The 23,978-nt window shown below is 70.7% G+C and carries 17 protein-coding genes; 7 read left to right on the top strand and 10 right to left on the bottom strand.

All coding sequences use genetic code 11. The features are described 5' to 3' along the window. Nucleotides 1-44: 44 nt before the first annotated feature. Nucleotides 45-734 (top strand): TetR/AcrR family transcriptional regulator, encoded by a 690-nt coding sequence (locus AMK31_RS25605; protein ID WP_073942986.1) that lies wholly within the window; start codon nt 45-47, stop codon nt 732-734. Here AMK31_RS25605 and AMK31_RS25610 read toward each other — a convergent pair. The 7 genes from AMK31_RS25610 to AMK31_RS25640 all read right to left on the bottom strand — a co-directional run bounded on the left by AMK31_RS25610 (nt 731) and on the right by AMK31_RS25640 (nt 13,327). Continuing rightward, nucleotides 731-1,084, bottom strand: a complete 354-nt coding sequence (locus tag AMK31_RS25610; RefSeq protein ID WP_073942987.1) for a 5-carboxymethyl-2-hydroxymuconate Delta-isomerase — start codon at nt 1,082-1,084, stop codon at nt 731-733. The two genes, AMK31_RS25605 and AMK31_RS25610, sit on opposite strands and share 4 nt — an antisense overlap. Before the next feature lie 50 nt (nt 1,085-1,134). Next, a complete protein-coding gene (gene pulA, locus AMK31_RS25615; protein ID WP_073942988.1) occupies nt 1,135-6,534 on the bottom strand; it encodes a pullulanase-type alpha-1,6-glucosidase in 5,400 nt (1,799 codons plus the stop codon). 133 nt (nt 6,535-6,667) lie between these two features. Continuing rightward, nucleotides 6,668-8,047, bottom strand: a complete 1,380-nt coding sequence (locus AMK31_RS25620; RefSeq protein WP_073942989.1) for an alpha-amylase — start codon at nt 8,045-8,047, stop codon at nt 6,668-6,670. A 135-nt stretch (nt 8,048-8,182) separates the two neighbouring features. Then, entirely contained in the window at nt 8,183-9,865 is a 1,683-nt protein-coding gene (locus AMK31_RS25625) for a glycoside hydrolase family 13 protein (protein WP_073942990.1), read from the bottom strand. A gap of 153 nt (nt 9,866-10,018) precedes the next feature. Further along, complete coding sequence (locus tag AMK31_RS25630; protein ID WP_073942991.1) at nt 10,019-10,933, bottom strand: sugar ABC transporter permease; 915 nt, start codon at nt 10,931-10,933, stop codon at nt 10,019-10,021. Between the two features lie 13 nt (nt 10,934-10,946). After that, nucleotides 10,947-11,948, bottom strand: coding sequence for a carbohydrate ABC transporter permease (locus AMK31_RS25635; RefSeq protein WP_073942992.1), 1,002 nt, complete (start codon nt 11,946-11,948; stop codon nt 10,947-10,949). A gap of 107 nt (nt 11,949-12,055) precedes the next feature. Then, complete coding sequence (locus AMK31_RS25640) at nt 12,056-13,327, bottom strand: extracellular solute-binding protein (protein ID WP_073942993.1); 1,272 nt, start codon at nt 13,325-13,327, stop codon at nt 12,056-12,058. A 370-nt stretch (nt 13,328-13,697) separates the two neighbouring features. On the opposite strand from AMK31_RS25640, the gene AMK31_RS25645 reads away from it, so the two are divergent. Next, nucleotides 13,698-14,732 carry a LacI family DNA-binding transcriptional regulator gene (locus tag AMK31_RS25645; RefSeq protein ID WP_073942994.1) on the top strand — a complete coding sequence of 345 codons (1,035 nt, stop codon included), beginning with the start codon at nt 13,698-13,700 and terminating at the stop codon, nt 14,730-14,732. Nucleotides 14,733-14,863: 131 nt separating this feature from the next. Continuing rightward, entirely contained in the window at nt 14,864-15,751 is an 888-nt protein-coding gene (locus tag AMK31_RS25650) for a phosphatase PAP2 family protein (RefSeq protein WP_073942995.1), read from the top strand. Between the two features lie 9 nt (nt 15,752-15,760). On the opposite strand, the gene AMK31_RS25655 is transcribed toward AMK31_RS25650, so the two are convergent. After that, nucleotides 15,761-16,657, bottom strand: coding sequence for a LysR family transcriptional regulator (locus AMK31_RS25655; protein ID WP_073942996.1), 897 nt, complete (start codon nt 16,655-16,657; stop codon nt 15,761-15,763). A 91-nt stretch (nt 16,658-16,748) separates the two neighbouring features. Between AMK31_RS25655 and AMK31_RS25660 the strand changes: the two genes are divergently transcribed. Then, complete coding sequence (locus tag AMK31_RS25660; protein WP_073942997.1) at nt 16,749-17,657, top strand: DMT family transporter; 909 nt, start codon at nt 16,749-16,751, stop codon at nt 17,655-17,657. Here AMK31_RS25660 and AMK31_RS25665 read toward each other — a convergent pair. Beyond that, nucleotides 17,642-20,641 (bottom strand): bifunctional [glutamine synthetase] adenylyltransferase/[glutamine synthetase]-adenylyl-L-tyrosine phosphorylase, encoded by a 3,000-nt coding sequence (locus AMK31_RS25665; RefSeq protein WP_073942998.1) that lies wholly within the window; start codon nt 20,639-20,641, stop codon nt 17,642-17,644. The two genes, AMK31_RS25660 and AMK31_RS25665, sit on opposite strands and share 16 nt — an antisense overlap. Nucleotides 20,642-20,803: 162 nt before the next feature. Between AMK31_RS25665 and AMK31_RS25670 the strand changes: the two genes are divergently transcribed. From AMK31_RS25670 to AMK31_RS25680, 3 genes are all read left to right on the top strand, one after another. Continuing rightward, entirely contained in the window at nt 20,804-21,319 is a 516-nt protein-coding gene (locus tag AMK31_RS25670; RefSeq protein WP_073942999.1) for a pyridoxamine 5'-phosphate oxidase family protein, read from the top strand. Nucleotides 21,320-21,370: 51 nt separating this feature from the next. After that, nucleotides 21,371-21,820, top strand: a complete 450-nt coding sequence (locus AMK31_RS25675) for a VOC family protein (RefSeq protein ID WP_073943059.1) — start codon at nt 21,371-21,373, stop codon at nt 21,818-21,820. A gap of 149 nt (nt 21,821-21,969) precedes the next feature. Next, nucleotides 21,970-22,812: a hypothetical protein gene (locus tag AMK31_RS25680; protein WP_073943000.1), complete on the top strand. Its 843-nt coding sequence runs from the start codon at nt 21,970-21,972 to the stop codon at nt 22,810-22,812. On the opposite strand, the gene AMK31_RS25685 is transcribed toward AMK31_RS25680, so the two are convergent. Next, a complete protein-coding gene (locus AMK31_RS25685) occupies nt 22,809-23,879 on the bottom strand; it encodes a helix-turn-helix transcriptional regulator (RefSeq protein WP_073943060.1) in 1,071 nt (356 codons plus the stop codon). The genes AMK31_RS25680 and AMK31_RS25685 overlap by 4 nt on opposite strands. Nucleotides 23,880-23,978: the final 99 nt, after the last annotated feature.

Consider the following 23,978-nt stretch of genomic DNA (forward strand, 5'->3'; position numbering starts at 1 on the left):
GTTCCAGACCGTTCGAGGCTGGATTCGATCGGTAAGGTGTTCGTATGACTACCGGGGTTCGCCGCAGAATGGGAGTCGATGAGCGGCGGCAGCAGTTGATCGGCGTCGCCCTCGAACTGTTCAGCCGCCGCTCTCCCGACGAGGTGTCCATCGACGAGATCGCGTCGGCGGCGGGCATCTCGCGCCCCCTGGTCTACCACTACTTCCCCGGCAAACTCAGCCTGTACGAGGCCGCGTTGAAGCGCGCGGCGGAGGACCTGGCGGGCCGGTTCGCGGAACCGGCCGAAGGGCCGCTGGGCGCGCGGCTGCTGCGGGTGATGGGGCGCTTCTTCGACTTCGTCGAGGAGCACGGGCCCGGTTTCTCGGCGCTGATGCGCGGCGGCCCGGCGGTCGGCTCGTCGACCACCAACGCGCTGATCGACTCCGTACGGCAGGCCGCCTACGAGCAGATCATCGCGCATCTGCGGGTGCCGGAGCCGCCGGCCCGGCTGGAGCTGGTGGTGCGCTCCTGGATCTCCCTCGCCGAGTCGACGGCGCTGATCTGGCTGGACGGGCGGCGCATCCCGCGCGAGGAGCTGCAGACGCAGCTCGTGCACGATTTCGCCGCGCTGATGGCCGTCAGCGCCGCCTACGACGACGAGATGGGCGCCCTGGTCCGCCGCGTCCTCGCCGACGAGCCCGCCGACGGCCCGTTCAGCGACCTGGTGACCAGGCTGATCTCGCTGGCGTCCTAGATCTCGAACTTCCTGTACGACGGGTCCAGTTCGCGGACCTCCGCGGAGGCGTGCAGGGCGAGGCCCGCGGGCTTGATGTGGTCGCGCAGGAGTTCCAGGACGGCCTCGGTGAGCTTCGCCTTGGTCTCCTCGGTGCGCCCCGCCAGCAGGCCGATCATGACGTGCACCACGGCGTGCCCCTCGGTGTCGGGCCCGACCGTGGTGTGCTCGGTGCGGCGGAACTGGGTCTTGCAGGCCGCGGGCTTGGCCGCCGCGATCTCCACCACGGTGGCGTGCAGCGCCTTGGCGAACCCCGGCCGATCGAAGTCCTCCGCCAGCTGCTCGGAGTAGTCGACGGTGATCTGCGGCATGGGTGCTCCTGTTCTGGGTCCGGACAGGAGCACCCTAACCGCAGCGTCCGTCAGCCGGCCCGGGTGAAGACCGCCACCGTGCGGCCCGGGACGGTGAACGTGCCCGATTCCTCCGTGTAGGCCGACTTCTTCACCACGGCGTCCGAACCGGACGCCTGCACCGGGTGCAGCCGGTATCCGTCACCGGCGAGCTCGGCGATCCGCTGCTCCTGGCGCTCGGGCGTCGCGTTGAACACGACGACCAGGTCACCCAGCTTCATGGTGATCACGCCGGGCGTCTCCTCGGTGCCGGACAGCGGGAAGGACAGCGCGGACTGCACCTGCGCGGCCGTGTCGAGGGAGAACGCCTTCTCCGTCGTACGGATCCTCAGCAGGTCCCGGTACGCGGCCGAGGCGCCCTCGATCTGCGGGCAGCCGACCTGGATCTTGGTCAGCAGTGCCTTGGCGTACGGCCACTTGGCCTGGTTGTCGGCGGCCGGGGGCAGGCCACGGCCGAAGCCGTTGCCGTCGGCGCAGTTCCAGTGGATGGCGTTGAACCAGTCGCCGCTGTCGTAGGAGTTGCGGTCCAGGGACTTGGAGCGCAGCAGGTCGGTGCCCGCCTGGGAGAGGGCCGGGCCCTGCGAGAGGGTGGCCGTCGCCATGGCGAGTACCTGCATGCGCGCCCGGTCGGCGGCGCTCACCGACGAGGGCAGCTTGAACGCGAGGGCGTCGAAGAGCGTCTCGTTGTCGTGCGCGTCGGCGTAGGCGAGGGCGTCGCCCGGGGCCGCCGCGTATCCGGCGGGGGCACCGTTGTAGTCGACCTCGGAGCCCTTGACCCGCTCACCGCGCGTGTCGGTGAACGCGTAGCCGGCGAGGTTGCCGGACAGCCCGACCTTGATCAGGTCCTGGTAGTGCAGCAGCCGGGCCTTCTGCTCGGCCTCGGTGCCGTTCTCCGCGTTCGGGTTGGGGTCGGTGTACAGGCCGGAGGCGAAGCCCTGGACGCCGGGGTCGGCGTCGAAGGGACCGCCGCCGCGCACCGCGTCACGGGCCCGGTCGGAGAAGGTGGCGATGCCGGTGCCGGCCATGTTCTTCTGCGTGGCCTGGACGAAGCGGGCGTCGTCGGCGATCTCGCCGAAGTTCCAGCCCTCGCCGTACAGGATGATCTTCTTGCCGTCGACGCCGTCCTTCGCGACGGTCAGCGCGTCGAGGGCCTTGCGAACGGCGAGGATGTTCTCCTTCGGGTGGTGGCCCATGAGGTCGAAGCGGAAGCCGTCGACCTTGTACTCCCTGGCCCAGGTGACGACGGAGTCCACGACCAGCTTGCCCATCATGGCGTTCTCGGTGGCCGTGTTGGCACAGCAGGTGCTGTTGGCGACCGAGCCGTCGGCGAGCAGGCGCTGGTAGTAGCCGGGGACGATCCGGTCCAGGACGCTGGTGTCGGCCTGGCCGCTCGCGGCGGTGTGGTTGTAGACGACGTCCATGACGACCCGCAGGCCGTCCTCGTTGAGCGCCTTCACCATCCTCCGGAACTCGACCGTGCGGGCGGTGCCCTCCGGGTCGGTGGCGTAGGAGCCCTCGGGGACCGTGTAGTGGTACGGGTCGTACCCCCAGTTGTAGGCGTCCTTCGCGGCCGCCTTCGCCACGCACTCCTGCTGCTTGTCGGAGTCGGCCGGGTAGGAGGCCAGGTCGCAGTCGACGGTCGCCTGCTCGGACTTCTTCTCGGGGATGGTGGCGATGTCGAACGCCGGCAGCAGGTGGACGTAGGAGGTGCCGGCCTCGGCGAGCTCGCGCAGGTGCCTGCTGCCGTCGCTGTCCTTGTCGGTGAAGGCGAGGTAGGTGCCCCGGTCCTTCGCCGTCCTGTCCGCCACGGAGAAGTCTCGGATGTGCAGCTCCTGGATCTGGGCGTCCTTCAGCGGCACGGCCTTCGGCTTCCTCAGCCCGCTCCAGCCGCTCGGCGCGAGGGACCTGTCGGCGAGATCGACGACGAGGCTCCGCTTCGAGTCGGTGGTGAGGGCGACCGAGTACGGGTCGGTGACCTTGTTGGTGACGACCTCGCGGACGCTGGGCGCCCAGACCTTCACCACGTACCGGTACGGCTTGCCCTTCCAGGACTTCGAGCCGGTGACGGACCAGACGCCGGTGGCGGCGTCACGGCGCATCGGCTTGAGCGAGCCGTCCAGTTCCAGGGACACGCTCTGGGCGGTGGGTGCCCACACCGCGAGGGTGGGGCGGCCGTCGCGGAAGGTGGGACCGAGGTCCGCCTTGGTCGCGTCGTAGAGGTCGTCGAGCACTCCGGCGATCTGCACGCCGGTCGCCGACAGCACGGCCCCGTTGGCGGCGTACTGGGCGGCTACGAGCTGGCCGCGCAGAGCCTCGCGGACCCGGTCGCGGTCGCGCGGGTCGACGGACCAGGCGGTGTGGCTCTTCAGGTGCGGGAACTTCGCCTTCTGGGCGTCGGTGAGGCTGGTCTTGTTCAGCCGCAGCCGGCGCTCGTCGGTGCTGGTCAGCACGCCCTTCTCGGCCTTGATGGAGCCGGTGCGGGAGTACAGCAGCTGGGTGGAGGCGGCCGCGTCGGAGCCGTTCCAGACGAGGGTGTCCCGGTCGATCCAGACCGCCTTGGCGGTGGTCGGGTCGACGGCGGCCGCGGAGCCCGCGGGCTGCGGCAGCAGGTACTTCTCCTGGCCGTTCAACAGCCACACCTCGTGGCCGTTCGCCTTGAGGTCGAGCGACTGGTCGGTGGACAGGTCCTTCTCGTCGCCCTTGTGGATGATGTAGCTGAGACTGGTGGCACCCTCGGTGAGCGGCACCTCGAAGACCGCGCCATAGGCATCAGTCTTCACCGGCTCGAGGGGTTTCGACCAGTCGGTGGGGTTCGCGGCGCCCGTCCAGACGTGCAGTCCCCAGCCGTCGTAGTCGCCGTCGGCGCGGTGGTAGTGCAGGACGGCCTTGCTCTTGTCCTGCTCCGGGTACTCGGGACGTTCGGTCCGGACGGTCTCCTTGCCCTGCTCGATCCAGATCTCGCCGGTCTTCGTGACGTCGATCGCGCGGTCGGCGGAGACGTCCTTGTTGCCCTGTTCGTCGATGACCAGGAAGCCCACGTTCGAGGCGCCCGGCTTCAGCTTGACGTAGGCGAAGGCGCCGTAGGCGTCACGGCCGGTGAACGGGTGGCTGTCCGGCCACTCGGTGGCCTCGCCGTCGGCGAGGTCGCCCCAGGCGTACAGGCCCCAGTCGGCGTAGTCCCCGTCCTCGCGCTTGTAGTGCACGATCGCGTAGTCGCGGGAGGAGGCGGTGGGGACTTCCTCGGCGGGCGGGGTGCCGGTGGCGGACGCGGCGGTGGCGCTCGCCGTGCGGCCCTTGGAGTCGATCACCACGGCCTTGTAGCGCAGGGCGGTGCCGGCGGGCACGTCCTCGCCGATGGTGTGGGTGACCTTGTACGGGGCGTGGTCGGCGGAGCCGAGGGTCCGCCACTTGCCGTTGCCGGTCTGCGCGGCAAAGACGACCCGGTTGAGCTGTCCGCCGTCGACGTCGGCCGTGACCTCGACGGTGCCGGTGGCACCGGTGGCCGGGGCCTTCAGGGTCAGCGTCGGCTCGCTGGCGGGGGCGGGAAGCCTGCCGGCGGCCTTGAGGACGACGGCGGATCCGGCGGGGACGGTGACGGTGAGCTTGCGGTCGGCGCCGGACTTGACGGACTCGTCGGTTCCGTGGATGCCGTCGAAGCGCATGCCCGCCGAGCCGGTCGCGAAGGTCGCCGACTTCGCCTCGTCCGCGTTGTTGAAGGCGACGACGTACTCGGTGCCGGTCTTCGCGTCGGTGCGGGAGACGGCGTAGACGCCGGGCCCGTCGGCGGCGTAGCGCTCGGTCTGGACTCCGTCGGCGAGGGCCGGGTGGGCCTTGCGAAGCTTCGCGAGAGCACTGATCTGCCGGTAGAGCGGCGCTCTCGTGTCGTACGCGTCGTCGGCGTGGGTGCGGTCGGTGCCGAGCTGGTCGTCGTCGAGGTAGTCGGCGACCTTCGAGGCGAACATCGTCTGGCGGGCGTCCTTGTCGCCGCCCGCGCCGGTGAAGCCCTGCTCGTCGCCGTAGTAGATCACCGGGTTGCCCCGGTTGAGGAACATCAGCTCGTTGGCGAGGGAGGCCTTCTTCAGCAGTTCGGCGTCGCTCGCGTCCGGGTCGTCCTGCTTGAGGAACGTCCCGAAGCGGCCCATGTCGTGGTTGCCGAGGAAGGTGACCTGCTCGTACGCGTTGGCCTTGTCGGTCGTGTACTTGTAGTCGTCGCCGAAGACCGACGCCAGCTTCTTCGCGCTGCCGCCCTGGGAGGCGTAGGCGCGGGCCGCGTCCTGGAAGGGGAAGTCGAGGGTGGAGTCGAGACGGCCCTCGGTCACGTAGGGGGCGGTGACGTTCGTGTCGGCGGAGTAGACCTCGCCGAACATGAAGAAGTCGTCGCGGCCCTTCTTCGCCGCGTAGGCGTCCAGGGCGGTCGCCCACTGCGTCCAGAACTCGGTGTTGACGTGCTTCACGGTGTCGATCCGGAAGCCGTCGATGTCGAAGTCCCTGACCCAGCGCTGGTAGATCTTCTCCATGCCCTCGACGACCTCGGGACGCTCGGTCCACAGGTCGTCCAGGCCGACGAAGTCACCGTAGGTGGCGGACTCGCCGGCCCAGGTGGAGTCGCCGCGGTTGTGGTACATCGTCGGGTCGTTGAGCCAGGACGGGACCTTCACGTCCTTCTTGCCCTCGGCGACGACCGGGGTGCGCGGGAAGGAGCCGGAGTCGACGGCGGGGAAGTCGCGCTCGCCGTCCGCGTAGTCCGCGTCGTCGAAGGGCTCGCCGTCCTTCGTCAGGTACGGGAAGGCGCCCTTGGAGAGGTAGTCGTAGGACTTCTCCTCGTAGTCGACGACGTCGGCGGTGTGGTTGGTGATGACGTCGAAGAAGACCTTCATGCCCTTGGCGTGCGCCTTGGAGATGAGGGTCTCCAGGTCCTCGTTGGTGCCGAAGTGCGGGTCGACCTGGGTGAAGTCGGTGATCCAGTAGCCGTGGTAGCCGGCCGAGGCGTTCGCGCCCTCGCCCTGCACGGGCTGGTTCTTGAAGATGGGGGCGAGCCAGATGGCGGTGGTGCCGAGGCCCTTGATGTAGTCGAGCCTCTTCGTCAGGCCCTTGAGGTCGCCGCCCTGGTAGAAGCCCTTGTCGGTGGGGTCGTACCCGGTGGCGAGGCGGGTGCCGGTGAGGCCGCCCTTGTCGTTGCCGGTGTCGCCGTTGGCGAAACGGTCCGGCAGGACGAAGTAGAACTGCTCGCGGGTCAGGTCGTGCCGGGCGGGCGCCTTGGCCAGCGCCGCGTCCGACGGCGGGGGCGGCGGCGCGGCGTGGGCGGCGAGCGGCTGGACCAGCGCCGCGGCGAGCGCGGCGACGGTGACGGCCGCCACCCGTCTGCTGTGCACGGTGCGGCGCGTCCCAGGCGCCGGCCATCTCGGTATCACAGGCGTGAACTCCTTGCGATTACGGCTCATTCGGGTCCGACCCCGGGCGCGACGGTATCCCCGGAGCAACACTTGCAGCAAGGGTCGTGAAAGTAACGGAAAGGCATTTCACGACCCTTGCCCGTCCGCCGTGTCAGCAGCTGGACTTGCCCGCGTAGAGGGCGAGGGCGGTGTTCGCCCCGAGGGTGGCCGTGAACTGCCCGCTGGAGTTCACCGACACCGGAGTGTTGTTCTGCACGTTGCAGTACGTCCCCGCGGGCAGCGAGGTCTGGTAGGTGCGGGTCAGCGAGGACGTCTCGTGGTTGATGGCCACGTATCCCTTGCTGCCCCGGCCGAAGGCGATCGCGTCGCCGCCGTTGTCCCACCAGTTGGTGACCGCCGTACCGCGCGTGGCGTTGCGGAAGGCGACCATGTTCTGGATCTCCGGCCAGGCGTGCTGGCACTTCCAGCCGTTCTGCCAGCAGGCGTTCACCTGGCCGCCGTTCGGCGGGCCGGCGTCGTGGTCGGTGAACTCGTAGCCGGAGTTGATGTCGGGCGCGCCGTACGGCCAGGCCAGCATGAAGACGTTGGCCAGGGTGTAGTTGGCGTTGTCCTTGTAGCTGAGGGTGGAGCCGTTGCGCTCGGTGTCGTGGTTGTCGACGAAGACCCCGGCGGACGCGTTGTTCAGGTAGCCCCAGCCCTCGCCGTAGTTCTTGAGGTAGGCGAGGTTCTCGTTGTTGAAGACCCGCTTGAGGTCGTAGGCGTAGCGGAACTCCTGGACGTCGCCGTTGCCGGTGTACTCGCCCGGCTGGACGGCCTCTCCGCTGCCGTAGATGACCTCCTGCTTCCAGTAGACGGAGGGGTTGGTCAGCCGGGACTTGATGTTCGCCAGGTCCGCGGTGTCGATGTGCTTGGCGGCGTCGATGCGGAAGCCGTCCACGCCCAGCGACAGCAGGTCGTTCATGTACCCGGCGATGGCGCCGCGCACGTAGTTCTCGCCGGTGTCGAGGTCGGCGAGGCCGACCAGCTCGCAGTGCTGGACGTGCCAGCGGTCCTGGTAGTTGCTGATCTGGGCGGTGCAGTCGTCGAAGTCGTACGACGAGTACAGCCCGGGGTAGTTGTACTTCGTGTACGACGAGCCGCCGGTGCCGGTGCCGTTGCCGGCCGACATGTGGTTGACGACGGTGTCGACGACGACCTTCACTCCGGCCGAGTGGCAGGTGTCGACCATGTTCTTGAAGGCCGTGCGGTCGCCGAGCCGTCCGGCGATCTTGTAGCTGACGGGCTGGTAGGACGTCCACCACTGGGACCCGGTTATGTGCTCGGCAGGCGGGGAGACCTGCACGTAGCCGTAGCCGGCGGGACCGAGGCGGGTGGTGCACTCCTTCGCCACCGAGGCGAAGTTCCACTCGAAGAGGACGGCGGTGACGTCCTTGGTGCCGGGCGGGGCGGCCTCGGCGGTGGTGGCGGGCGCGAGGAACGCCGCCGAGGCGGCGAGCACCAGGGCGCCCGAAAGGGCTCTGCTTCTGGCCATGTGGGGTTCCTTCACCGTTGAAGGGCAGTGTCGCTGAAGGGACTTGCTGAAATCTTTCAGAAACCTTGCGGTGGCCAGATGTTAAAGGCCCGCTGCCCAAAAGGGCAGCGGGCCGTGTGAAGTTACTGCAAGAAGTTACTCGGCCGTGCTGAACCACACCGTGGTGTCGGCGGGCACCTTCACCTCGCCGTCGGCCTCCAGCACCTCACCGCTGGCGAGCAGCAGCCGCCCGTACGCCGGGGTCGTCACCGACTCGGCGCCGGTGTTGGCGACACAGACGAACTCCCCGCGCCGCAGCGCCAGCACGCCCTCGGGCGCCTTCAGCCACTCGACTCCGTCGCCCGCGCCGAGGTCCGGCTGCGAGCGGCGGACGGCCAGCGCGGAGCGGTACAGCTCCAGGGTGGAGCCGGGCACGCCCGCTTGCGCCTCCACGCTCAGCTCGGCCCACTCCGCCGGCTGGGGCAGCCAGCTGCCGCCGCTGCCGAAGCCGTACGACGGGCCGCCGCGGGTCCACGGGATCGGCACCCGGCAGCCGTCGCGGAAGCCGTCCTGGCCCTCGCCGCGGAAGTACGCCGGGTCCTGGCGCACCTCGTCGGGCAGGTCGACGACGTCCGGCAGGCCCAGTTCCTCGCCCTGGTAGACGTAGGCGGAGCCGGGCAGCGCCAGCATCAGCAGCGTCGCCGCGCGGGCCCGCCGCAGGCCCAGCTCACGGTCGCCGGCGGTGCGGATCTGGGTGCCGAGGCCGGGCGGGTTGGCGAAGCGGGTGGCGTGCCGGGTGACGTCGTGGTTGGACAGCACCCAGGTCGCGGGGGCGCCCACGGGACGCATCGCCTCCAGCGTGCGGTCGATGACCGTGCGCAGCTGCTCGGCGTCCCATTCGGTGCCGAGGTACTGGAAGTTGAAGGCCTGGTGCAGCTCGTCGGGGCGCACGTAGTTGGCGGTGCGCTCCACGGTCGGCGTCCAGGCTTCGGCGACGAAGATCCGCTCGCCGGCGTACTCGTCGAGCACGAGCCGCCACTGGCGGTAGATCTCGTGCACGCCGTCCTGGTCGAAGAACGGCATGACATCGTTGCCCAGCAGCTTCAGCTGGTCGTGGGATCCCAGGTCCGGCAGGCCCTCGGCCTTCACCAGGCCGTGGGCGACGTCGATGCGGAAGCCGTCGACGCCCATGTCGAGCCAGAAGCGCAGGATGGAGCGGAACTCGTCGCCGACCGCCGGGTGGTCCCAGTTGAAGTCGGGCTGCTCGGGGGCGAACAGGTGCAGGTACCACTCGCCGGGGGTGCCGTCGGGCTCGGTGACCCGGGTCCAGGCGGGCCCGCCGAAGATGGACTCCCAGTCGTTGGGCGGCAGTTCGCCGTTCTCGCCCTTGCCGGGGCGGAAGTGGTAGCGCTCGCGCAGCGGGGAGCCGGGGCCCTCGGCGACGGCGCGCTTGAACCACTCGTGCTGGTCGGAGGAGTGGTTGGGCACCAGGTCGACGATGATCCGCAGGCCCAGCCGGTGGGCGTCGCGGATCAGCGCGTCGGCGTCCAGGAGGTTGCCGAACATGGGGTCGACGGCGCGGTAGTCGGCGACGTCGTAGCCGGCGTCGGCCTGCGGGGAGGCGTAGAAGGGGCTGAGCCACACGGCGTCCACGCCGAGGTCGCGCAGGTACGGGAGTCGGGAGCGTACGCCTTCCAGGTCGCCCATGCCGTCGCCGTTGCTGTCGGCGAAGCTGCGCGGATAGACCTGGTAGATCACCGCGTCCCGCCACCAGTCGCGGCGCTTGGCGACGGTGGCGACGGCGGAGTCCGGTGCCGGGTCAACAGTGTGCTGGCTCATGGCGTCCTTGATGTGTAACCGATTCGAGGTCATTGCAGGCGTGGGTACGGCGGCGGGGTGGGGTGACGAGGCGGCCGCGGTGACAGCGGGGTCGGATGGGCACCGCGGCCGCCACCCGCGCGGACAGGGCGCGGGAGTCGTGGGGGACGGGCGTCAGCCCTTGGTGCCGCCCGCGGTGAGTCCGGTCACCAGGTTCTTCTGCACGAGGTAGAAGAACGCGGACACCGGTATCGCGATGAGCACCGCGGTCGCGGCCATCAGGTTGCGCTGGGCGTCGTGCTCGCTGACGAAGCTCTGCAGACCGACGGCGAAGGTGTACTTCTCGTCGTCCAGCAGGAACGTGGTGGCGAAGGCGACCTCGCCGAAGGCGGTGATGAAGCTGTAGAACGCGGCCACCGCCAGGCCCGGCCGGGCCAGCGGCAGGATCAGCCGCAGGAAGGTGCCGAACGGGGAGAGCCCGTCGACGCGGCCGGCCTCGTCGATCTCGAAGGGGATGGTGTCGAAGTATCCCTTGAGCAGCCAGGCGCAGTACGGGACCGCGGTGGAGCAGTAGACGAGGATCAGGCCGAGGTAGGTGTCGATGAGCTGCAGCTCCGACAGGATCTGGTACATCGGCACGATCAGCACGGCGATCGGGAACATCTGGGTGCACAGCAGCACCCACATGAACTTCTTGTAGCCGGGGAAACGCATGCGGGACACCGCGTAGCCGGTGGTGGCCGCGATCATCACGCCGATGACGGTGGTGCCGAGCGAGACGATCAGCGAGCTCTTCAGCCAGTCGAAGAAGTTGGTCTCCTGGAGCACGAAGCTGTAGTTGTCCAGGGTCATCGTCGACCAGATGCGCCCGGGGTGCAGATAGTCGTCCTTGTCCGGGCCGAGGGACAGGAAGACCAGCCAGACGATCGGGAAGAGGGCGATCAGGCTCGCGATCGTGAGCAGGCCGTGGGAGGCGAGGGTCGCGGCGAGGCTGCGCTCACTGCGCCGGCGCACCTTGGCGGGCGTGGGGGCGGAGCCGGTGGCGGCCTGGTCCGCGGTGGCGGACTTGGTGACGGTCGTGGTGCTCATGGGGGCTCCTGCCTCAGATCGCGGCTTGCTCATCGCGGTTCAGCCAGCGGCGGTAGAAGGAGGTGAAGACGATCAGAATGCCCAGCAGCAGGATGCCGTAGGCGGCCGACTCGGCGAACTCGCGCGGCTGCTGTCCGAAGCCGAGCTGGTAGGCCCAGGTGACGAGGATCTGCGCCTCGGGGGCGGTGTTGCCGAACAGCAGGAAGATGATCGCGAACTGGTTGAAGGTCCAGATCACGCCGAGCAGGATCACCGTGGAGCTGACCGTGCGCAGGCCCGGCAGGGTGACGTAGCGGAACTGCTGCCAGCGGCTGGCGCCGTCCATCTCGGAGGCCTCGTACAGGGTGCTGTCGATGGACTGGAGCCCGCCGAGCAGCGAGACCATCATGAACGGCACACCGCACCAGGTGTTGACCATGATCGCGGCGAACCGCTGCCAGAAGGTGTCCTCCAGCCAGGCCGGGGTCGGCAGGTGCAGGAAGTCGAGGGCGGAGTTGATCAGGCCGGTGTCGGCGAGCATGAAGCGCCAGCCGAAGACGGTGACGAAGGTCGGCACGGCCCACGGCAGGACCAGGATCAGCCGGTAGAAGGTGCGCCCGCGCAGCTTCTGGTTGAGCAGCAGCGCGAGGCCGAGGCCGATGGAGTAGTGCAGGGCGACACAGGCCGCCGTCCACACGATCGTCCAGATGAAGTGGGACCAGAAGCGGTCGTAGGCGGTCTCGCCCCACAGGATGTCGGCGTAGTTGTCGATGCCGATGAACTTGTAGGTGGCCTCGATCTCGTTGACACCGATCGTGCGCGCCGAGTTCAGGCTGTCGGCGTCGGTGAGCGTCAGGTAGAAGCCGTAGGCAAGGGGGTACAGCACCAGGGCGCCCAGGACGACGATCACCGGGGCGATCATCGCGTAGGCGTACCAGTGCTTCTGGTAGCTGTGCTTGAGACGCCGGCCCAGCCCGGGCCGGGGACCGCGGTCACCGCTCCGCTTGCCGGTCGCACGGTCGATGGCGACTGTCATGGTTCGACAACCTTCTAGTGATTCGGCAGATCAGTCAGTACGGCTCACAGGCCGACGGCCGCCGGATCCTTCCCCCTCTGAACTGGAGGATCCGGCGGCCACGCGGCTTACTTGCTGAAGTCCGGGACCAGCTTGGCGATCGAGGTCTCGGCGTTGGCCAGGCCCTCGTCCAGGGACACCTTGCCGCCGGCGACCTTCAGCAGTTCGTCGTCGAGCGGGCCCCACAGCGAGCTGTACTCGGGCAGCGCCGGGCGCGGCTGGGCGGCCGCGAGCACCGTCTGGTAGCCGGCGATGCCCGGGTCGGCCTTGACCTGCTCGGTGTAGGCGTCGTCGCGGGTCGGCAGCGTGTTGTTCTTCAGGGCGATGGTCTCCTGGGCCTTCGCGGAGGTCATGAAGTTCACGAACTTCAGCGCGGCCTTCTGGTGCGCCTCGTCCGAGCCCGCGTAGACGGACAGGTTGTGGCCGCCGGTCGGGGCGCCCGCCTTGCCGGTGGAGCCGGCCGGGACGGTGGCGATGCCCAGGTTGTTCTTGTCCTTGAAGGCGGAGCCCTTGTAGAAGTTGGTAATCTCCCACGGGCCCTGGATGATCGAGGCGACCTTGCCGTTGACGAACGCCTCCTGGATGTGGGCGTAGGCGTCGGCGGTGGTGTCGGCCTTGTGCAGGCCCTTGCCGTCGAACAGGCTCTCCCAGGTCCCGTAGCCCTTCTTGGCGGCGGGCGAGGTGACCGTGATCTTCTTGGCGTCGACGTCGACGGTGTCGGCGCCCTCGCCGTAGAGGAAGGACTGGGCGTAGTAGGCCTGGGTGGAGCCCCAGTAACCGTCGACGCCGGTCTTCGCCTTGATCTTGGCGGCGGCCTTCTTCAGGTCGTCCCAGGTCTTGGGGGCCTCGACGCCGGCCTTCTCGAACAGCTCCTTGTTGTAGACGAGGGCGAGGGTGTCCGTGGTGAACGGGACGCCGTAGGTCTTGCCCTCGTACTTGGCCTGCTCGAGCAGGTTGGACTTGAACTTGTCCTGCTCGGCGAGGGCCTCGGTGCCGTCCAGCGGCAGGAAGAAGCTCTTCTTGGCGAACGCCGGGGTCCAGCCGACCTCGGAGCGCAGCACGTCCGGGGCGCCCTTCGAGCCGGCGGCCGTGTCGAACTTGTTCTGCGCCTGGTCGAACGGGACGTTGACGTACTTGACCTTGATGTCCTTGTTGGCGGCCTCGAACTCCTTGACCAAGGCCTGGTAGGTCGGCGCCTCGTTGGTGGCGTTGGAGGTGTCCCACCAGGTGATGGTGACCGGCCCGTCGGCCTTGTCGCCGCTGTCGCCGTCTCCGCCGCAGGCCGTCATCGCGAGAGCGAGGGACGCCACCAGCGCGGTGGCCGCTATGCCACGCCGCATGAGTTCTCCTTGAGGGTGAAAGCCCGTTTACCTACCGACTGCGCCATCGCGGCCGCCGGGCGACGTGAACGTAACAGCGATGCAATAGTTGCGAAAGACCTTGCAGAAAAAAAGTGCAAGACGTCTCGGAAGTTATCCGCGCGTGACCCGCCGTAGGCCTTCTCGAGACCGCTACCTACCGCTACTGAGCGGGGACGGACGGAGTTGTGCAAGACTCTGCAAGCTCTTGCCACATGGTTTCAACAGAGGCCGATCAAGACTTCAAGGGGACGACGCGATGACGCAGCAACCCGGAGCGGGCCGACCAGCCGCTCGCACCCGGCGTCCGGTTGGTGGGCAAGGCGAGACCCGCCCGGTACAGTCCCACCCTGTGACCACACGGCTTGCGGACATCGCTGCGCAGGCGGGGGTGAGCGAAGCGACCGTCAGCCGCGTCCTCAACGGGAAGCCCGGCGTCGCCGCCACCACCCGCCAGTCCGTGCTGGCCGCGCTCGACGTCCTGGGCTACGAGCGTCCGGTGCGCCTGCGGCAGCGCAGCGCCGGTCTCGTGGGCCTGATCACGCCCGAGCTGGAGAACCCGATATTCCCGGCCCTCGCCCAGGTCATCGGCCAGGCGCTGACCCGGCAGGGCTACACCCCGGTGCTCGCCACCCAGACCCCCGGCGGCTCGACCGAGGACGAGCTGACCGAGATGCTGGTGGACCGCGGGGTCGCGGGCATCATCTACGTCTCCGGGCTGCACGCCGACACCACCGCCGACATGCAGCGCTACGAGCAGCTGCGGGCGCAGGGTGTGCCGTTCGTGCTCGTCGACGGCTTCTCGCCGAAGGTGCAGGCGCCGTTCATCTCCCCCGACGACCGCGCGGCGATGACGCTGGCGGTCACGCATCTCGCCTCGCTCGGTCACACCCGGATCGGGCTCGCGCTCGGCCCGAAGCGGTTCGTGCCGGTGCAGCGCAAGATCGAGGGGTTCGTACGGGCCGTGCAGGACCAGTTGGGGCTGTCCGCGGAGACGGTCGAGTCCGAGCTGATCCAGCACTCGCTGTACACCCTGGAGGGCGGCCAGGCCGCCGCGACCGCGCTGATCGGCCGGGACTGCACGGCCGTGGTGTGCGCAAGCGACATGATGGCCCTGGGGGCGATACGCGCGGCCCGTCAGCTCGGCCTCGACGTCCCGAAGGACATCTCCGTCGTCGGCTTCGACGACTCCCCGCTGATCGCCTTCACCGACCCGCCGCTGACCACCGTCCGCAAGCCGGTGCCGGCGATGGGCCAGGCCGCGGTGCGCACGCTGCTGGAGGAGATCGGCGGGACGCCCGCGCCGCACAGCGAGTTCGTGTTCATGCCGGAACTGGTGGTGCGCGGTTCGACCGCTTCGGCCCCCGGGGACCGAAATCGTCCGTAAGGCGGAGTGTGCGGGGCCGGGCGCCGTGCTCCCGCGGTACGGGCAGGTGTCCGTACGGCGGAGAACGTGCGACCGGAACCCGACCGGGGGATGATCGGTGAGGGAACGCTTTTCTGGCAGACTCTGTGCCCATGGGTGAGACGACCGTGACGACACTGGAAGGCCGAGAAGAGGCCGTTCCGCAACCCGTCGCGGACGCTGTCGCGGACGAATCGGGCAAGACCGAACAGAGCGTACTGCGTCGACTGCGCACCCCGCGCCGCCCCCGGCTGTGGTTCGAGATCCTGCTGATCGCGGTGAGTTACTGGACGTACTCGCTGATCCGCAATGCCGTACCGGAGCAGAAGGCGGCGGCGCTGCGCAACGCGGACTGGATCTGGAAGACCGAGCAACAGCTCGGCATCGCTGTCGAACAGTCGGTCAACCACGCGGTCAACGCGGTGACTTGGCTGGTCGTGGGCATGAACTACTACTACGCCACACTGCACTTCGTGGTGACGCTCGGCGTGCTCGTGTGGCTGTACCGCAGTCATCCCGGCCGCTACGCGGCGACCCGGCTGGTGCTGTTCGCGACGACGGGCGTGGCCCTGGTCGGTTACTACCTGTATCCGCTCGCCCCGCCCCGGTTGATGAACGGCGGCCACTTCGTCGACACCGTGCTGGTCCACCAGACGTGGGGCTCGATGGCGTCCGGCGACCTGAAGAACATGTCGAACCAGTACGCGGCGATGCCGTCGATGCACATCGGCTGGTCCCTGTGGTGCGGCCTGACCATCTTCGCGCTGGCCACCGTGCCCTGGGTGCGCGTCCTGGGCCTGCTCTACCCGGCCGCCACCCTCGTCGTCATCGTCGCCACCGCCAACCACTTCTGGCTGGACGCGGTGGGCGGAATCCTCTGCCTGGGCTTCGGCTACGGGGTGGTCCGGGTCTGGTACGGCGCCCTTCCGCACGCCCTGCCGAGGCTGGCGCCGACGCCGGGGACCGCGACGAGGCGGGCGTTCCTGCCGACCAAGGCGTAAGGCCCGGCGTCAGCCTGCCCCGCTTACGCCGGTCTCCGCCGCCTCCCGCAGCGCCTCGATGAAAGAGGTCATTGCCGGTTGCGGAGGTGCCGTGGCTCGGAGGGCGACGCTGATGGTGCGGGCCGGTTCCGGGGAGCGCAGGCGGCGTACCGCGACCTCCGGGTGGCGGCCGCCGAGGCCGAGGCGGGGGATCAGGGTGACGCCGAGGCCCGCCGCGACGAAGCCCTGGGCGGTGGCGTAGTCCTCGCTGTCGACCACGAAGCGGGGCCGGAACCCCGCCGCCTCACAGGCGGCGAGCTGTGCGTCGAGGCACGGTCCCGGCCACTCGCTGCCCACCCAGGGCTCCTCCGCCAGCTCCGCCAGGTCCACGCCGCGGCGGGCGGCCAGCGGGTGGCTCCTGGGCAGGACGGCGAGGTAGGGGTCGTCCAGCAGCCGCAGCAGCCGTACGCCGTCGCCCTCGTCGGCCGTCTCCGGCCGGCCGACGACCAGGGCCAGGTCCGCCCGGCCCTCCCTGACGTCCGGCAGCGGATCGCGGGCGTCCGCCAGCCGCAGTTCGACCCGCACTCCCGGATGCATCGCCCGCAGCCGGGCCACCGCCGGGGCGACCAGTGCCGCCCCGGCCGTCGCGAAGTACCGCACCGACAGCCGCCCGGTGCGTCCCGCCAGCAGATCGGCGAGCGCGGTCTCGGCCTCGGCGACCCGCCGGGCGATCGCGTCGGCGTGCTCGGTCAGCAGCACGCCGGCCGCCGTGGGCCGCACCCCGCGCCCCACCCGCTCCAGCAGTTCCGTGCCGGCCTCCCTCTCCAGTGCCGCGATCTGCTGGCTGACCGCGGAGGGCGTGTAACCGAGCCGCGCGGCCGCCGCGGTCACCGATCCGGTGCCGACGACGGCCCGCAGCACCTGCATTCGTCGCACATCAAGCCGCATGCAGTTGAGCTTAAAGGAGCGTAAGAACTCTTCACTTGTCCTGAAGCCTCGCGGCGCGGACCGTGGAGCCATGCCCCTCGCCTCCACTCTCCGTATGGCCGCCCTCGCCCTCCTGTGGGGCTCCGCCTTCCTGTGGATCAAGGTCGCGCTCACCCACGGCCTGTCCCCCGCCCAGATCACCATCGCCCGGTGCGCCCTCGGCACCGCCGTACTGCTCCTCCTGGCCCGCCGGGCCGGCCAGCGGCTGCCCCGCGCCCGCGCCACGTGGCGTCATCTCGTGGTGGCCGCGCTGTTCTGCAACGCCCTGCCGTTCGCCCTTTTCAGCCTGGGTCAGCAGACCGTCGACTCGGGTGTCGCGGGCGTCCTGAACGCCACCACTCCCCTGTGGTCCCTGCTCACCGGTCTCCTGCTCGGCACCGACCGTGGCCTCGGCCCGGTGCGCCTGACCGGGCTGCTGCTCGGCTTCGCCGGTACGGTGCTGATCTTCGCGCCCTGGCAGCGCTCGGGCCTGCTGAGCTGGGGCGCGGCGGCGCTGCTGGCCGCGGCCGCGAGTTACGCCGTGGCGTTCGCGTACATGGCCCGCCATCTCGGCGACCGCCGCGCCCCGCTGGCGCTGTCGGCGGCGCAGCTGCTGACCGCAACCGCCTGGACCGGGCTCGCCCTGCCGGTGGCCGGCCCGGTCGACGCCGACCTGACGGCGCTGCTGGCGGTCACCGCGCTCGGTGTGCTCGGCACCGGCGTGACCTTCTACCTGAACTACCGCATCATCGCCGACGAGGGCGCGACGACCGCGGCGACGGTCGGCTATCTGCTGCCGGTGGTGTCGGTGTCGCTCGGGGCGCTGGTGCTGGGCGAGGACGTCGGCGCACGGGTGGTCGCGGGGATGGCGGTCGTGCTGCTGGGGGTGGCGCTGACCCGCCGGCCGCGGCGGGCCGGGTCGGCGGCGCCCCGGCGGGGGGCGGCTCACGTCGCGCCGTAGAACAGCTCCTCCACCACGCCCCGCGCGAGCCGCGTCGTACGCCGGTACGCGTCGAGCATGTCGCCCACGTGCCCCGGCCCGTAGCCCAGGTACCGGCCCACGGCCGCCAGCTCCCGCCCGTCCGACGGGAAGGTGTCCCCCGCCCGGCCCCTGACCAGCATCACCGCGTTGCGCACCCGGGTGGCCAGCACCCATGCCTCGTCCAGGGTCGCCGCGTCCTCGGCGGAGATCAGACCGGCCTCGCGGGCCGCCGCCAGCGCCTCGCGCGTACGCGGTGTGCGCAGCGCCTCGTGGGCCGCGCCGTGCCGCATCTGCAGGAGCTGGACGGTCCACTCGACGTCGGACAAGCCGCCCGGACCGAGCTTGGCGTGCAGCTTGGGGTCGACGCCCCGGGGCAGCCGCTCGGACTCCATGCGGGCCTTCAGCCGGCGGATCTCGCGTACGGCGTCGTCGTCGAGCCCGCGGGCGGGGTAGCGCAGCGGGTCGATCAGCTCGACGAACCGGCGGCCCAGGTCCGCGTCGCCGGCCACCGGCTCCGCTCGCAGCAGCGCCTGTGACTCCCAGACCAGGGACCAGCGGCGGTAGTACGCCTCGTACGACTTCAGGGACCGTACGAGCGGCCCGGACTTGCCCTCGGGGCGCAGGTCCGCGTCGATCAGCAGGGGCGGGTCGGCGCTGGGCACCTGGAGCAGCCGGCGCATCTCGGCGACGACACGGTTCGCGGCGTCACCGGCCTCACGCTCGTCCACGCCCTCCCTGGGCTCGTGCACGAACAGCACGTCCGCGTCGGAGCCGTAGCCCAGCTCGTGACCGCCGAAGCGGCCCATGCCGATCACCGCGAACCGGGTCGGCAGGGTGTCGCCCCAGCCCTCGCGGACCACCGCGCGCAGGGTGCCCGCGAGGGTCGCGGCGGTCAGGTCGGACACGGCCGCGCCCACCCGGTCCACCAGGGCGCCCTGATCGGCCTCGGCGGGCCGGTCCTCGGTGCCGTAGGAGCCGACGATGTCGGCGGCGGCCGTACGGAACAGCTCCCGGCGGCGTACGCCGCGCGCCGCGGTGACCGCCTGCTCGCCGTTCCCGGCGCGGCCCACGGCGGCGAGGATCTCCTGCTCCAGATGGGCACGCGTACGCGGCTCCAGTCCCGCGCCGTCGCCGTCGCCGAGCAGCGCCACCGCCTCCGGGGCGCGCATCAGCAGGTCGGGGGCGAGCCGGCCGGCGGACAGCACCCGGGCCAGGTTCTGCGCGGCGGCGCCCTCGTCCCGCAGCAGCCGCAGGTACCAGGGCGTCTTGCCGAGCGCGTCCGACACCTTGCGGAAGTTGAGCAGGCCCGCGTCGGGGTCGGCGGAGTCCGCGAACCAGCCCAGCAGCACCGGCAGCAGGGTGCGCTGGATGGCGGCCTTGCGGGTGACGCCGGAGGCCAGCGCCTCCAGGTGGCGCAGCGCGGCGGCCGGGTCGGCGTAGCCGAGGGCGACCAGGCGTTCGCGGGCCGCCTCGGGGCTGAGCCGGGCCTCGCCCGGGGCGAGCTGGGCGACCGCGTCGAGCAGCGGCCGGTAGAACAGCTTCTCGTGCAGCCGGCGTACGACGGCGGCGTGCCGCCGCCACTCGCGGTTCAGCTCGGCCACCGGGTCGGTGCGCAGGCCCAGCGACCGGCCGAGGCGCCGCTGGTCGTCCTCGGCCTCGGGGACCAGGTGGGTGCGGCGCAGCCGGTACAGCTGGATGCGGTGCTCCATGGAGCGCAGGAAGCGGTACGCGTCCTCCATCTGGGTGGCGTCGGCGCGTCCCACGTACCCGCCGGCGGCCAGCGCCCGCAGGGCGTGCAGGGTGGTGCCGCTGCGCAGCGTGGCGTCCGCCCGGCCGTGCACGAGCTGCAGCAGCTGGACGGCGAACTCGACGTCCCGGAGCCCGCCGGGCCCCAGCTTCAGCTCCCGGTCGACCTCGGCGACGGGGATGTTCTCCACCACGCGCCGCCGCATCTTCTGCACGTCGGCGACGAAGTTCTCCCGCTCGGCCGCCTGCCACACCAGCGGCGCCACGGCCGCGATGTACTGCTCGCCCAGCTCCCGGTCGCCGGCGACCGGGCGGGCCTTGAGCAGGGCCTGGAACTCCCAGGTCTTGGCCCAGCGCTGGTAGTAGGCGAGATGGCTGCTGAGGGTGCGCACGAGGGGACCGTTGCGGCCCTCGGGCCGCAGATTGGCGTCGACCGGCCAGATCGACCCCTCGACGGTGGTCTCCGAGCAGATCCGCATCATGTGCGAGGCGAGCTTGCCGGCCGCCTTGAGCGCCTTGCTCTCGTCGGCGCCCTCCGCGGCCTCGCCGACGAAGATGACGTCCACGTCGGAGACGTAGTTCAGCTCGTGACCGCCGCACTTGCCCATCGCGATCACCGCGAGCCGGCAGATCGCGGCGTCCTCGGGCGCGTCCGCGCGGGCCTGGCGCAGCGCCGCGCGCAGGGTGGCGGTGGCCAGGTCGGCCAGCTCACCGGCGGTGTCGGCGACATCGGTGGTGCCGCACACGTCCCGGGCGGCGATGGAGAGCAGGCAGCGCCGGTACGCGACCCGCAGCGCGACGGGGTCGGACGCCGCCGCCAGGCCCCGCTCGAACTCCTCCACGCCGGGGTGCAGGTCACGCGGCTCGTACCTGGCGAGCGCCCGCCAGTCACCGGCGTGCCGGGCCAGATGCTCGCCGAGCGCGGCGGAGGCGCCGAGCACTCCCAGCAGCCGGTCGCGCAGCGGCTTCGCCGCTATCACCGTGTCGAGCAGTTCCCGGCGGTCGGCGGGCGCCGGCTGCGCCTCCAGCAGGCGCAGCAGACCGCGCAGGGCCAGATCCGGGTCGGCGGTGGCGCCCAGCGCCTCCAGCAGGACGGGGTCGTTGCGCACCGGCGCGAGCTCGTCGCTGTCCAGCAGCCGTTCGGCGGCGGTGGCGTCGGTGAAGCCGTGCCGCAGCAGCCGCGTGAAGGTACTGCTTCTGCGCCCCGGCGCCGTCATCCCAGGCCTCCCGTTCCGGATCCCGTCGTACGAGATCACCGTCGTACGAGCCGAGCCTAACCGCAGTGGGGTGCGCGGGCCGCGATGAGTTCGACGGGTGGACCAAGTCTGTACTCGTGACACGTGAAGCAGGGACGTGACGTGAGATCGGGAGGACCGACCATGACCGACAGGCACCCGCACACCCGGCTCGACGCGCGGTACAGCGACGAGAAGGCCACCGCGACACCGTGGCCGCGCGCCGAGTCGCTGCTGGCCGCGGCCGAGCTGTTCTGGATCTCGACGGTACGACCGGACGGGCGCCCGCACGTGACGCCGGTCCCGGCCGTGTGGTCGGCGGGCGCGCTGCACTTCTGCACGGGACCGGAGGAACGCAAGGCGCGCAACCTGGCGGAGAACCCGCGGGTGGTGCTGACGACCGGCACCAACACCTGGAACCAGGGCTACGACGTGGTCGTCGAGGGCGAGGCGGTGCGCGTGACGGACGACGGCCGGCTGCGCGAGCTGGCGGCTGCGTGGGAGACGAAGTACGGCGACTTCTGGCACTTCGAAGTACGGGAAGGGTATTTCCACCACGGCCCCGGGCGGGCCGCCGTCTACGCGGTGGCGCCCCGCACGGTTTTCGGCTTCGGTAAGGGGGAGCCGTTCAGCCAGACGCGCTGGCGGTTCGAGTCGTAGGTCTGCAGGACGTCCGGCGCCGGCGAAGGAGTCTCGTACATGGACCTCACCATGGACCTCACCCTGGAAGTGATCCCGCTGCCCGTGAGCGACGTCGACCGCGCCCGGGACTTCTACCGGGACAAGGTCGGCTTCCACGTGGACATCGACGAGGAGGTCATGCCGGGAATGCGGATCGTCCAGCTGACCCCGCCCGGCTCCGGCTGCTCCATCGCCCTCGGCGACAGCCTCTGGGAGCTGACCAAGGGCCCGACGCCGGCGCCGGGCTCCTACCAGGGGCTCCAGCTGTGCGTCGCCGACATCAAGGCGGCCCGCGCGGAGCTGGTCGAGCGGGGTCTGGAGGTGTCGGAGCCGGTGCGGTACGCGCCGGACGACGGGGCGACGTTCATGTACTTCGCCGACCCCGACGGCAACGGCTGGTCGATCCAGGAGTACCGGCGGCGGGCCACGGAACCGCTGTACCGGGTGCTGGCGGAGCTGGCGCGCAAGCAGCAGCAGTAGTGCCCGCGAACCGCCCCTGACCGGCCAGGAGACCACATCCGGGGCCGCCGTGTACGGGGTTTCCGCAATCGCCCTCCCGGGCCCGCGGCTGCCGCTAGCATCGCCCGACAACGCCTGTTTCAGGGCGAGTTGATGCACAAGGAGCCCCATTGCACACCGAAGTGCGGACCGTCACGCCCGATCTGGCTCAGGAGTGGCTGGAGCTCAACACCTCCAACCGCCCCCTGAGCCGGCCGACGGTCACCCACCTCACCCGGGCCATCGAGCGCGGCGAGTGGAAACTCACCCACCAGGGCATCGCGTTCGACGAACAGGGCAAGCTGGTCGACGGTCAGCACCGGCTGCACGCGGTCGTCAAGGCGGGCCGGGCGGTGGACATGCTCGTCGCGCACGGCGTGCCGAGGGCCGCGTTCACCGTGATGGACACCGGCCGCAAGCGCACCGGCCGGGACGCGCTCTCCCTGGCCGGCGAGGCCAACAGCAACCACCTGGCGGCCGCCCTGCGCGGCCTCCAGCTCTTCCTGACCTCCCCGGACGCCCACTGGTCGGGCGGCTCGTCGCAGGTCTCCAACGACCAGCTGCTGACGATCCTGGAACAGCATCCCGACATGCGGGAGGCCATCAACCGCGGCATCGCCATCCACCGCGCCTCACGTGTCACGGTCACGGCCGCGTCGATCGGCTGGTACGTGACGTCCCGCGAACGCCCCGACATCGACCAGACCCCCTGGTACGACGGCCTGCTCAGCGGCGCGGGCCTCTCCGAGGCCGACCCGCGTCTGATCCTGCGCAACACGATGCTCGGCATGGCGGCCGGCAAACGCCACCGCCGCAAGGACGACTCACGTGAGCACCTGCTCTACTACCTCAAGGCGTGGAACGCCTGGGTGGAGGGCCGCTCCCTGAAGCTGCTGCGCCGGTCGCCCGGGGAACGCATGCCCAAGATCACCAAGAGGCCTCAGGAGTCCCAGGGGGACGCGGACGCCGCCTAGGCGCCGGGTCCGTAGGCCCTGGCGAGCACGCCGACGATGTCGGCCATGGCCCGGCGCAGCTCGGCCGGCGCGACGACCTCGACATCCACGCCGAGCCGCAGCAGCTCACCGCAGGCGTGCTCGGTGCTCTCGACCGGGATGACCGCCTCGACCCAGCCGTCCTCGCCGACGGCGGTCGCGGTGTCGTCGACGGCCCGCACCACCTCCGGCGGGACGTTGTCGGGCAGGCGCCGGCGTCCCCGTGGGGACAGACGGACGGTGGCCGTGCCGGTGTAGCGGCGGCTCCGGAAGTCCTCCAGGTAGGAGGCCCAGTACGCGCCGAGGTCGAAACCCGGCGGCCGGTCGAACCGCTCGTCGCTCAGCACGGCGTCCAGGACCTGGGTCACGCGGTACGTCGCGGCACGGTCGCTCGCGGCCCGATCGTTCGCGGCCCAATCGTTCGCCGTCCGGTCTTTCGCGGCAGGGTCTTTCTCGGCCCGATCCTCCGCGGGCCCGTCCTCTGCGGCGGCCACGAGGTACCAGGTGCCGGACTTGAGCACGAGGCCGTACGGGCGCAGCCGGCGGCGCACCTCCTGCGGCGCGCGCCAGCGGCGGTAGCGCACGTCCACCGCCCGCCGGGTGAGCACCGCGTCGACGAACAGCGGCAGACGCGGCGTCGGCTCGGGTTCCCGGTACCAGCCGGGAGCGTCCAGGTGGAACACCGCGGCGGTCCGCGCGGCCTCCTCGCGCAGCCCCGCCGGCAGCGCGGCCAGCAGCTTCAGCCGTGCCGCCGTCACCTCCGCCGCGAGCCCCAGGTCGGCGGCGGGACCGGGCAGCCCGGCGAGGAACAGCGCCCGCGCCTCGCCCTCGCTGAGCCCGGTCAGACGGGTGCGGTAGCCGTCGACCAGCCGGTATCCGCCGCCCCGCCCGGTCTCCGCGTAGACCGGCACGCCGGCGGCCTGCAGCCGCGCCAGGTCACGGTAGGCGGTGCGCACGGACACGCCCAGCTCCTCGGCGAGCCCTCGCGCGGACACGCGGCCCCGCGATTGCAGCAACAGCAGCACCGACAGCAGTCGACCGGCAGACATGGCCCGCATTCTCCACGGCGGCCGAAACCCTGACAGCTCCTGGCACACGGCTCCCCTACCGTCGGCTCGCGCCCGCTGAACGCGACGACCACCACCAGG

The sequence above is a fragment of the Streptomyces sp. TSRI0107 genome (genome assembly GCF_001905845.1).
Classification (GTDB): domain Bacteria; phylum Actinomycetota; class Actinomycetes; order Streptomycetales; family Streptomycetaceae; genus Streptomyces.